This window comes from Chroococcidiopsis sp. [FACHB-1243] (assembly GCF_014696895.1).
In the GTDB taxonomy this organism is placed as follows: domain Bacteria; phylum Cyanobacteriota; class Cyanobacteriia; order Cyanobacteriales; family Chroococcidiopsidaceae; genus Chroococcidiopsis.
This window is the reverse complement of the sequence record NZ_JACJQX010000082.1, coordinates 1-11,919: the sequence shown is the minus strand read 5'-3', so window position 1 is coordinate 11,919 and position 11,919 is coordinate 1. Positions and strand designations below refer to the sequence as shown.

Here is an 11,919-nt window from a genome sequence, read left to right as displayed (position 1 = left end):
CTCTCCTCAAACAACAAGGGGGAAAATGCTATCACTGTGGACTTCACTTTTTGCCAAGTGACTTGATTGAAACTCATCATCGCGATGGCAATCACTATAATTCTGGTCGCCACAACTTGGCACTGTTGCATCGTCACTGCCACGACCAGGTACACGCAACAGGACACGAAACTGTAACTGGTACTCCTGACACGGAGCCGAGTTGGAGAGGAGCCGGATGACTTTAACGAGTCGCGTCTGGTTTTGAAGCCAAGTCAGGGAGGCGACTCCCTGGCTTAGGTTAACCAAACTCCGAACAAATCGGTTTTGCCCTACAAAAGTGTGGGACTACTAGACCTGGTTGACTGACAAAACTCAAGATACAAAACTATAAGAGTTGACTGTAAACTCCCGCTCCAACTGTTTGTGCATCTGCTTTCTTGAGGCAAATGCAGGCTCAGGATCGGTATGTCCCTACAAGGAAAAAGTGCGAAATAATCGCCATCCTTGATGTAAGACACCCTTGAATCGATAGTGCCTCAAGCTAGTGTGGGATAAACAGCAATATCTTGCCAAGTCCAAGGGGTTGTGTTGCAAAAAGCGGTGCGGAGTTGGTAGTATATTTTCTCTAGAAAGCTAAATACGCTCTCAATTAACTCCAAGTATCCTTTCAAGTGGCGGCACTATCAACCGGAAGTCATCCTCCTGTGTGTGAGATGGTATTTGCATTATCCACTTTCGGATCGCCACGTGTCAGAAATGATGCGTGCTCTTGGGATTGAGCGTTGACCATTCAACTGTGTATAGATGGGTACAACGCTATGCACCGGAGTTAGAAAAACGTTGCCGCCCACAACTGAAACCGACAAACGATTCGTGGCGGGTAGATGAAACGTACGTCAAGGTCAAAGGAAAGTGGAAGTATTTGTACAGAGCCGTAGATTCATCGGGCAATACAATCGACTTTATGTTGAGCGCCAAACGGGATAAACGAGCAGCGATACGCTTTTTCCGTAAAGCACTGAAGGCGGTTCGCACTCCATCGCCACGAGTCATCAACGTAGATAAAAATGCTGCTTATCCTCCAGCCATCGATGAGTCGAAAACAGAAAAGACTATAGATACAACTTGTAAGTTAAGGCAAAATAAATACTTAAATAATCTAGTGGAACAAGACCACAGATTTATCAAAAAGCTAGTCAATCCTGGCTTGGTTTTCAATCCTTCCATACAGCAATCAGGACAATTATTGGTTACGAAACGATGAATCAAATTAGAAAAGGGCAAATTATCGGAGTAGAAAAAGGCGACAGTTTAGCTCAAGTAGAATTCGTGTCTCAAATTTTTGGAGTTGCTGCTTAATCCGTCTCGACTGGAATAACTCTTTTGTCCTTAAAAGGTTTTTGCAACAGAGCCTCAAACGATACACTGCTACTTTTATGCTCCATCACCCGCCATGTGACTGGTACTGCCCGTCCCCGATATCGAACTGAAACCCGAATCAAGCAATATCGATTCCACAGCATCGTTGTGTCTTCGATTAAAACTATTTCCTGTTCGCCCCATTGACTCATCGCTATATGAATTATTAGGCTGTACAAACGCTGAACGTTGATTCGGGGGTTATGCAACCAACGACTAAAACGCCGTTGATGGCTTTGGGCAAATCTAGCTCGACTATCCACATAGATTGTCCATTTTGTCGGATTGATGCACTCTGAACAAATTAGTCCTACAACCATCCAAATCAATGTATGTAAATGTCGAATATCTACCCACTGTTTCGATTGACCCAATAGTTTAAGCAGTTCATGATAAATATGGGAGGTTTTTACCATTTTACCATTGTCTTACCCTGATGTTTGGTGTGGTTACCAGTCAGTGTACGATGGCAATGCCCTTGAATAAAGGGCTACGCCTCCCCTTCTTTCCACTTTTGTCAGTCAACCAGCTGAACAAGGTGTAATCCTGTTGAACAGTACAATGAAATGTCCTCTGTGTGGTCATGAGAAACCGCATAAACATGGTAAGACGAGTCAAGGTACTCAACGTTACTGCTGTGCGAAATGCCATCAAACTTTTACTGAGACTTTCGATACACTCTACTACCGCCGTCAAGTGAGTGAGGCAGATGTGCGGATTGTATTGCTTTTCCCCTACTTTAGCTGTTCTTTAAAAGTTTTTCTGTCAATATCGAGGGCATCTACTGTCTCTAGGGTTGCATTTTTGTTGAGTCCGATCGCTCATAGCAGTAGCAGGGGGAACTATATTTATTAGTGTCAAGATAGATAGTAAACTGCAAGCTAATAAAAGACGGTAAATCATGTCAAAACCTCCAATTAGTAAAAAGTCAAAAATCAATAGTCATGTTCTTTTTTAGGCGGGTCCTTTGGATCGCGAGGAGTGGGGGAAGGGTCATCTTTAGATTCTTGAAGGTATTTCTGCTCCAAGCTACTTGTCTGAGTTAATTGTATTGGGTGTTCAGCGAGTAAAGCCTTGGCACCAAATAACTCAGAGCTAGCGTTCCCAAAGCGATCGAAAACACGGAAGTTACTTTTTGTTATCGCTACAGCCTTTGTTGGGTGGGTTAGGGGCAAAGATGTAGCGGTAAGAATACACGATCCTAGAGTCATTGCGCTTAATAGTTTTTTCATTTTTACTAGTGTGGACTGGTTAAATTGGACTCACAAATTTTGCTTTACTTAGCATCACCAATTGCTAAAAATGTGTTGTTGAATCAGGTACAGCACTCACTAAGGGAATCTTCAACTCCAGAAATCACTATTCCGCAAAAATTTATTTCTCATTATTAGAAGAATTGGATTAGTGAATTTCGGCAGGAATGAAGTAGACGACTTGCTAGATTACGAACCAGGTGGAATCGAAGTGCCAATGCCGTCGCACAGATGCCTGTCGCTATTGCTAACACGGGTATTTGTTTGCAAGTAATCACGTAACCAATTACAATTGCGGGTCATTAATTCATTTATGTTGCTATTTAGGTATAATTCCCACAGTTTGACTGTGCTGTCAGCACTAGCCGAAGCAATCGTCTTGCCATCTGGGCTGAAAACTACGCTCCTGACCTCAGCACTATGACCAGAGAGGGTTGTGACTTTGCCTGTAGCGACATCCCACAATTTAACAGTAGTGTCCCAACTAGCAGAAGCAATTGTCTTGCCATCTGGGCTGAAAACTACGCTATTGACCTCAGCACTATGACCAGAGAGGGTTGTGACTTTGCCTGTAGCAACATTCCACAATTTAACAGTAGTGTCCCAACTAGCAGAAGCAATTGTCTTGCCATCTGGGCTAAAACTGACGCTATAGACTGTTTTGCTGTGCCCCTCGAGGGTATTGATTTCTGTGCCTGTAGCAACATCCCACAGTTTAACTGTCTTGTCAGCGCTAGCAGAAGCAATCGTCTTACCATCTGGGCTGAAACTAACACCTATGACTGGCTCCTCATGCCCCTTGAGGGTTGTGACTTTGCCTGTAGCGACATCCCACAGTTTGACTGTGTTGTCAACACTAGCAGAAGCAATCGTCTTGCCATCTGGGCTGAAAACTACGCTCCTAACCTCAGCACTATGACCAGAGAGGGTTGTGACTTTGCCTGTAGCGACATCCCACAGTTTAACTGTGTTGTCAGCACTAGCAGAAGCAATCGTCTTGCCATCTGGGCTGAAAACTACGCTCCTGACCTCAGCACTATGACCAGAGAGGGTTGTGACTTTGCCTGTAGCGACATCCCACAGTTTAACTGTGTTGTCAGCACTAGCAAAAGCAATCGTCTTACCATCTTGGCTGAAAACTACACTCCTGACCGCGCTATGCTCCCTGAGGGTTTTGATCGCTTGACCTTTACCTACATCCCACAATTTAACTGTGTTGTCAGCACTAGCAGCAGAAGCTAAGGTGCTGCCATCTTCGTTGAAACTAACGCTATCGACTGGAGCGTTATGCCCAGAAAAGGTATTGATTTCTGTGCCTGTAGCGATATCCCACAACTTGACTGTCTTGTCAGCACTAGCAGAAGCAATCGTCTTGCCATCTGGGCTGAAAAATACGCTATTGACCACATCGCTATGACCAGAAAGGGCAGCGGTTTCTTTACCTGTAATGACATTCCACAATTTGACTGTCTTGTCAGCACTAGCAGAAGCAACCATCTTGCCATCTGGGCTGAAAAATACGCTCCTGACCTCAGCACTATGACCAGAGAGGGTATTGATTTCTGTGCCTGTAGCGACATCCCACAGTTTAACTGTCTTGTCAGCACTAGCAGAAGCAACCATCTTGCTATCTGGGCTGAACTTGACATCCGTGACCGTATTGCGGTGCCCCTTGAGAGTTTTGATTTCTTTGCCTGTAGCGATATCCCACAGTTTGACTGTCTTGTCAGCGCTAGCAGAAACAATCTTCTTGCCATCTGGGCTGAAACTAACACCTATGATTGGCTCCTCATGCCCCTTGAGGGGTTTGATTTCTTTGCCTGTAGCGATATCCCACAATTTAACTGTCTTATCCCAACTAGCAGAAGCAATCGTCTTGCCGTCTGGGCTAAAACTAACACCTACAACCGCTTTCTGATGCCCCTTGAGAGTTTTGATTTCTTTGCCTGTAGCGGCATTCCACAGTTTAACTGTATTGTCCCAATTACCAGAAGCAACCATCTTGCCATCTAGGCTAAAACTGACGCTGATAGCTTGAGCCACCAAGCGGTTACGCTCTTGCACATTGTAAATTGCTTGTTGTAGTGCTGCACTCACAGTCTGTTTCACATCAGCTTCTAGTAACAAGATGGGATTTTCCAGCTCTCTACCTGCCTTTACGGCAGGAACCAATGCATCAAGTTGTCCATTAGAAAGTAAGGAAGCTTCAGAAGTTTTAGCTAAAGCATTTATAGCGTTTTTCTGAGCAGCGTTCCACTGAGAAAGGGCAAAGCTAGCCAATCCTAGCATTCCTATAAGGGAGAATAATGTAACTTTATTCCGTGTCCGAGCAGCTTGTAAAGCTTCTCTTTCCTGCTCAACCTTCTGCTCTGCCTCCTGACGTGCCTTTTCTTCGGCTTGTGCTAATTGCTGTCTCTGGTTTTTTTCTTGAAGTCGCCGATCGCGCAGTTTTTGACTTTCCTCAATATACTCCTCTGCTAGTCCATCCAACATTCCCAATCTGCCGTAATTGTTTAAATACTCCTCTGCTAACCCTAATCTTGTCTCTTGAAATAAGTATTCTGGTTTGCGCTCGTTTTCCTGCCATTCCTGTGCAGCAGCTTCTATTCTGCGTTCGGTTGCGATCGCATTTTGATATTCTCTTTTCCACTCATTTAACTGCGTCCAGTGGCGCAGCAAAGCTTCATGGACAACATCTAAAATCACATCATGGGATTCATCATCATCCGTTTTTGTAATTAACCGTGCATCTTTATCGGCTAACTTCTCGCTAACTTGTTGCAGCAGTTCGAGGGAATGATGGGAATTAGCCATCTCGTGTAAACGCGCGCGCCGCCGCGTGTCCGTCGTTTCTCCCATCTGAGTCAATTCTAGAAAAATTCGCCGCGCCACAGTTTTTTCTTCAGCTAAGAGACTGTTGTAGATTTCATCTGCACGTTTTTGTAACGTTCCCTCAATCCCACCTAAACTCTCATAAGTTTTTAGATAAAGAAACTCTTCTCCTTGCTGTCTCGACTCCCGCCATAATTCTGTCAGGGTATATTGCAGCAGGGGCAAACTTCCAGGGTAATCCTCAACATCGTCAATTAGTTTGCGTTTTAACTCTCCTTCTATACCTATTCCTACCAAATCGGCAGGTTTAGTAATAGCTGCTTCAATTTCTTGGGAGTTCAAATGTTCGACAACGAAATGTTTATCGATCTTTTCAGCTACTTGGGGGTATTCTCGCAGTCTTGCCCGAAAATCCGAGCGCATCCCAATTAAAATACAAATTGTATCTACACTATCAATTAATTGTCGCAAATATTTAAAGAATTCTTTCTGCTTGCTTTCATCGCACATGGTAAAGCATTCTTCAAATTGATCGATAATCAAGACGGTAGGTGTATTTAGTACTTTTAACTTCTCCACCGTCAGATAAAAAATATTTACCGTTGCATCTTGAGACAAGGAAAGGTCGGGAAACGAGCGCGAAAAAGCAGCCAGTAAATTTTTAAGCGGAGTTTCTTTAGGGGTAAATGGAGTAATATATATCCAGCGATCGCTCCCGGGAATTTCCTGTCCTAGCCTTAGTCCATAGAGTAATCCAGCCCGGAGTAAAGATGATTTTCCACTCCCAGAAGCTCCTAATACAGTAATCAAGCGCTGTTTATATCCTACCTTTTGAATTAACTGCTTTGTCAATGCTTCCCGTCCGTAAAATACCTCTGCATCTTCTATCTTCTCGCTAAAATACGACAGAGAACGATAAGGACATTTATCCTGAAAGCTATTTTTAGGTAATCCAGTCGTGAGCAGAATTGCTCGTTGAGAATTAGCAATTAAGGGACGCTGACTTGTTTGCGCCATGCGCTTTTCGATATAATCTGCTAATTTGTGGCTAGTTACAATCCTATCTGGATCGTTTTCGGGATTTAATCCTTCCAGTAACGCTTGTGTCAACAATCCCTGCTCGTGAGGAATTTCTACTCCAGTTTCATAGGAACGAGTGGCAGTAATTAAACAGTAATCTTTGTCTGTGGGAATATATCCGAGCAATTCACCGCTATAGCAGCAATCTAGCCAAACAATGACTCGCTTAACTGGGCTTATTTGCAATTGCTTTCCCAGCCAACTTAGGGATATACCATAGATGTTTCTTTCTGGTAATGCATCACTAGTCGCTAAAAAAACTTCTTTCTTTCCATTGATAGTTTGATGCCACCCATGTCCTGAAAAGAAAAATAACGCTGTTTCTGGAAGTGGATTTGGCTGAGGAGGATTAAAAAGATTGGCGATCGCTTCTCGCAACTCTTTCATGTTTACCATCCCTTGAGGATCGATCTTACTCTCTCCTTTTCGGTTTAATGTTTCTGGTAAACGTTGAACCCGAAAGGTTCTGTAACCGTATTGCTCTAACTGTGCGGCAATTTTTTCTGCATCCTCTGCCGTTGCTGTTAGCGGCGATAGGGTGGTGTAATTTGGATAGTCTTTAATCCCAATGACTTGAGCTGCCCATTCTAATGCCATTTTCCTACTGTAATCACGCTGAGGATGTTTAGATTCAACTGCAGGCAATCCACAGTTTAGAGTTATTCATCATCATCTACTTTCATTTTTACGGAAAACTGCGGACAAATACTATAATCTTGGATGAAAAATTATTTAAGTCTGTCGCCAGCGCAAATCGTATAAGTTTTTACTTTACTTTTTCAAGAAAAGTGGTACCGCGTCTTATTCTTCGTCTTAATTTTTTCATCTCCATTCTAATTACGTTAAACCGAGAATTTAACATTGAGTATAGTATTACCTTTAGCTGGGCATGTAAATACTGAGCTTAGTAGAAATAATTAGTCACAAGTCAAACTTGCAATCCCACTTCCTTAATTGTGGAGTAGGCATCTTGCTGGCTCAAAAACAGCTTCCATAGTTAAAAAATATACAATAAAATCACAAAGCTACAAAATACTTCGAGCGACCTTCTTAGTATTTCTTAACAAGTTGGTTTCGGTAATCGCGTAACTTTCCTACGTTTATACTAAGCAGTAGTGATTTTGAGGTCGAGACTTATGAATATGAAAATTGACAATACCATGATGGCTTTCCTCCTAGCGTTCCAAGACTTGAAAAGTTCCCTAAGCGAACCAGAAAAACAGCAACTCAAGGAAGTTGCCAAGCAATTAAATGCTCAACCAAAAGCTTGGGAAAACCATACTAAAAATCTTTTGTTAGAGATAATTGCTGCTAATCCTAACTTAAATCGTTTATATCAAGATTATAAAACTCGCTTGGAGAATGGAGCAGAAATTCCTCAGGATCTACTTCCTACCGAAGCTGAAATTAACCAGCTCCTTGTTCGCGATTCTGTGATGAATAAAGGCTATAAACCAAGTTCTGAAGCTCAAGGTTACGAAAGCCAACTCAATAATGTTGTCATCGTTGTTGGTAGTTCTGAAACCCCCGAAGAAATAGTTAAAAAAGTAGCTTTTTTGCAGAAAATAAAGGAGTTTTTGCTTTGAGTTGGCTAATCAAATCAGTTTGACTTCTAACTACCTTATGAGCGACTTAATCTATCCTACTCTCGATCTATTTCTATATGCCTTAAAAAGTCCTCTTAATGCCACTCAGGGAGAAATCAACAAGAATAAAGAAAACTTTTTGTCTCAACTACCTGATAATATTCAAATCAAAGAACATGATGGCGAAACTGAGTATTTAAAACTTACAGATCCCGCTCAAGTTGACTTTAAGCCGAACGATGAAACTTTAGAAGGATACTACTTTCCTGTCAGATTAAACGACACCTACGGCTTGCAAATTGATTGTTCTGTTCAAAATCAAACTGAACCTCAACCAGCTAAGTGTTTTACCATTCTCAAAACCGAAATTGAAAGCAGACTAAATCGAGAACTAGCAACAATCGGGCAAACTTGGTTGCTTTCTGGTTACTTACCAAAAGATGTAGTTCAAAATCCTGAAGATATTGCTCAAGATTGTTATTATACTTTATTTAACGATAATAATTACCAACAAAAACGTAGCGGTACTTTTTTAGGTGGCAGTATTTTTGAATTTTGGCAATCGCGGAATCTGGCTCGGAATGAAAGTAGCGATCGCCATGTTATCATTGCTATTTATCCCGACCAAACGAGCGCTGAAAAAGCGGCTAATTTTTATCCAGATTGGATGGGATTATTTTGCTATCGAAATAAAATTACCTGGGCTTATTGGCAAAGCCGTTTAGTCAAAGAATCTTTGATTAAGCATTATAAAAAGATTGAAGAGAATCGAAAAATCATTGATAGAGATGACTATTGGCACAATAAGCATAATTTTACCAGTTCTCGACAGATTGTAAAAAATATTAACGAGATTCTTCAACAGTATACTGTTGACTTGCTCAAACTTTCTTTTCAAAAACAAGTCATTGAGATTAATTTATCTGACTATCAAACTCGCTTGACTTTGATTAAAGAAAAGGTAGGTCAAGATAGTCAATTGGATTTATTTGCAGATGCGATCGATCTAGCTAATCGAAAATATTTACTGCAAATTACTAAAGATATTGAAAACATGCAACTCGGCTTGCAACTTTTAAAAGATACAATTAACGCTATCCGCAGTCATATAGAAGTCGAAAAAGCCGCACGCGATCGCAACTTTCAAGAGCTTGTCGCTGTGACTGGCGCTGGTGTAGCAACTGTATCTCTGTTAAAAGGTTCTGTAAAAGATTGCCAGAAGATTTTTAGTCAAGCTCACGTCTGCGAATACCCTTTCAGTTTCAGTCTTGCAATTGGTGTCCTCGTTGGTTTTGGAGTTTGGTTGCTGAGAAAACGATTGCTATAGTAAAGTAAAGAATTTGATCTACTCTTTATTCTACTATAGTTTGGTCGTGCAGGGGAGAAGTGTGAGAGGTTGTTTGAAAAGTTTCAGGAAGTCTAACCCTTTTCTAAGAAACTTATTGCTTCACTTGGAAAGGCTAAAACATGAAAAAATGCTGGAAATTTAGCCGTTGTGGAATTTGCCGACAGAATAAAGTAGTCTAGAGTCAATATCAACTCTAGCAGCAACTCATGATGCCATTCCTGACCTGGGCTGGTTTTGTTAGATCGTCTTCTCAACGAGATAGTGTCTGAGTCACTTCACCAAGATAGTAACCATAAAAGCCCAGAACCACGCTTTCAAGCAGGCTGAAAGCACTATTGATAATTCGGTTTTAGCTGTCAGGGTACTTTCCACAGGGCAAACGCATCATGTCAATAAGGTAGAGAAATCCCGAGTCTATTGAGAATATTAGCGATAAACTTGGGCTTATTGAGAAGAAATTGAATTGAAATCATTTGCAACAATCTTCACTTTATTGAGAAGAACTAGTGTAGACATAGGGTCGGGTGAAGTTGAAAATACGACGAATATTCTAGGCGCGAATTTAGATGCGTTTACCCTGACTTCAAATTGTTTACCCGCTGACCAACGAGCCTTGGGGAGTACGCCGATTTTACGTCATCGATCCGAATGGAATCGTCATCAACGTCATGAGTCACTACAAATAATGCCGCCCAACATTTGCTTGTATAGCGATCATGTAAAGATGTTTGGTTGAGTCCGAGAGATCATCAGCGGCGGGTGAAGCGGATCGTTAGCCCTCGCGCAGTCCCACACACTTCAGGAGAACTCATGTTTGACCACGTCAAATTCGGAGTCAACGACTATGCAGCGAGCAAAGCGTTCTTCCTCAAGGCACTCGAACCGCTTGGCATCGCTGTTGTCTCGGAGGGGTCGCCGACGTACGGTGTCGAGCTTAGCTCACCAGAGGGTAAGGCTTCATTGTGCCTGTACCAAACCGAGGAAAAGCCCGCGCATCTTCACTTGGCGTTCACGGCTGAGAATCGCCAGCAAGTCGAAGCCTTCTACCGTGCGGCTCTGGCGGCGGGTGGCAAAGACAACGGTGCGCCTGGTCTGCGCCCGCACTACCACGCGAACTACTATGCAGCCTTCGTCATTAGTCCGGACGGGCACAACATCGAAGTGGTTTGCCACGGACCCGATGCCTAACTTCGCCTGATTCCATGTCAGTCACCTATCAATCCTAATCTCTCACTGAATCGCCCGGCAATGAAAGAGCAAGAAATACCCGACGCAAATATCTTTATGATGTGCGAGGCATTGAATCGCAATGCTCTCACCGAATTGCCTGCTAGTTATTTCATCAGAAATTGCAGACCTGATGAGCTAGGTATATGGAAAACGATGCCTTTTGATGATGCGGCTCTGGCAAAAGAATATGAGGAGTTTATGTCAGATTATTTCACCACGACTTATGGCGGAAAAGAAGAACTCTTTTTTGCCAAAACTTTGTTTGTCTGCGATCGGCAAAATCAACCGATCGCCACTTGCTTAAGTTGGAAGGCATACGAGGAATTTAACACAATTCAATGGTTCAAAGTCTTAAAGGAGTACGAAGGGCAAGGCATTGGTAGAGCTTTGCTTTCAATCATTATGCAGAAATTGGAAATGCATGATTATCCTGTTTATCTTCACACACAGCCATCTAGTTTTTGGGCAATTAAGCTTTACTCGGATTTTGGATTTTCGTTACTTTCAGGTAATAATTTCGGCATCAGAAAAAACGATTTGGATGAATGTTTGCCGATTCTAGGGAAATTTATGCCAAAAGAGTATTTTCAGAAACTTAGAATTATTACTGCTCCAAAAGAGTTTGAGGATACAATGAACAAATACGACACAAATCAATTCTGAAGTTGGAATCGGATAAGACCGATTACCGAAGCGATCGTCAAAGGCGATCTAGCTTAACACCTCGGCTGGAGCGGACGCTCACAACCAATTCCTTGATTACTTAATTTGGTGGTCGCCGCTCAACCAAATCGTTAGGCATCGCACTATGACAGGGCTTGAAGGCGAGTTTGCAATCACCTGGAGTCTGCCAATGATGGCGTTTTGGTAGCATCCATACAGAAACTTACGCTAAGGCTAGAAAGCGGACGGTGTAGGCATTTTAGGCATCGTTAAACATTGCCTAGTTTGTAACCATTTAGGTAAAACCCAATAATCTTTTAACGAAAGAGTCAGGGTTTTAGCTTACTCAAAAGGTGCTAGCCAGGTTCTCTTTTAGGCAAAGTTTTTCTTAGCGTCAGTTTTTGTACGATTGCTACGACAACGCCGTTAACTGATGCCAAAGGATAAAGGTGTAGGCGGTAAAGACCAAAATCCAGTGCCGCTTCATGCTGATTGCGTCTCGGACCTGATACTCACTCAAACCCAG

The 11,919-nt window shown here is 42.4% G+C and carries 6 protein-coding genes and 4 pseudogenes; 8 read left to right on the top strand and 2 right to left on the bottom strand.

Translation table 11 applies throughout. From position 1 onward, the window contains the following. Both H6G17_RS30650 and H6G17_RS30645 read left to right on the top strand, forming a co-directional pair. Nucleotides 1-221: pseudogene (locus H6G17_RS30650) on the top strand (group II intron reverse transcriptase/maturase); the annotation flags it as partial. Between the two features lie 409 nt (nucleotides 222-630). Next, nucleotides 631-1,341 (top strand): annotated as a pseudogene (locus tag H6G17_RS30645) (IS6 family transposase). On the opposite strand, the gene H6G17_RS30640 reads toward H6G17_RS30645, so the two are convergent. After that, complete coding sequence (locus H6G17_RS30640; protein ID WP_192162284.1) at nucleotides 1,338-1,817, bottom strand: hypothetical protein; 480 nt, start codon at nucleotides 1,815-1,817, stop codon at nucleotides 1,338-1,340. The pseudogene H6G17_RS30645 and the gene H6G17_RS30640 sit on opposite strands and share 4 nt — an antisense overlap. Before the next feature lie 145 nt (nucleotides 1,818-1,962). Between H6G17_RS30640 and H6G17_RS33735 the strand changes: the two are divergent. After that, nucleotides 1,963-2,127: pseudogene (locus tag H6G17_RS33735) on the top strand (IS1 family transposase); the annotation flags it as partial. A gap of 716 nt (nucleotides 2,128-2,843) precedes the next feature. On the opposite strand, the gene H6G17_RS30635 reads toward H6G17_RS33735, so the two are convergent. Then, nucleotides 2,844-7,163, bottom strand: a complete 4,320-nt coding sequence (locus H6G17_RS30635) for a caspase family protein (protein WP_192162283.1) — start codon at nucleotides 7,161-7,163, stop codon at nucleotides 2,844-2,846. 539 nt (nucleotides 7,164-7,702) lie between these two features. Here H6G17_RS30635 and H6G17_RS30630 point away from each other — a divergent pair. From H6G17_RS30630 to H6G17_RS30615, 5 genes and pseudogenes are all read left to right on the top strand, one after another. Beyond that, complete coding sequence (locus H6G17_RS30630; protein WP_192162282.1) at nucleotides 7,703-8,152, top strand: hypothetical protein; 450 nt, start codon at nucleotides 7,703-7,705, stop codon at nucleotides 8,150-8,152. Between the two features lie 37 nt (nucleotides 8,153-8,189). Further along, complete coding sequence (locus H6G17_RS30625; protein WP_192162281.1) at nucleotides 8,190-9,479, top strand: hypothetical protein; 1,290 nt, start codon at nucleotides 8,190-8,192, stop codon at nucleotides 9,477-9,479. Between the two features lie 602 nt (nucleotides 9,480-10,081). Continuing rightward, a pseudogene (locus H6G17_RS35015) lies at nucleotides 10,082-10,186 on the top strand (glyoxalase); the annotation flags it as partial. Nucleotides 10,187-10,310: 124 nt separating this feature from the next. Next, nucleotides 10,311-10,688, top strand: a complete 378-nt coding sequence (locus tag H6G17_RS30620; RefSeq protein WP_192162280.1) for a VOC family protein — start codon at nucleotides 10,311-10,313, stop codon at nucleotides 10,686-10,688. Nucleotides 10,689-10,748: 60 nt separating this feature from the next. Further along, entirely contained in the window at nucleotides 10,749-11,393 is a 645-nt protein-coding gene (locus tag H6G17_RS30615) for a GNAT family N-acetyltransferase (RefSeq protein ID WP_192162279.1), read from the top strand. The last annotated feature ends 526 nt before the right edge of the window (nucleotides 11,394-11,919 follow it).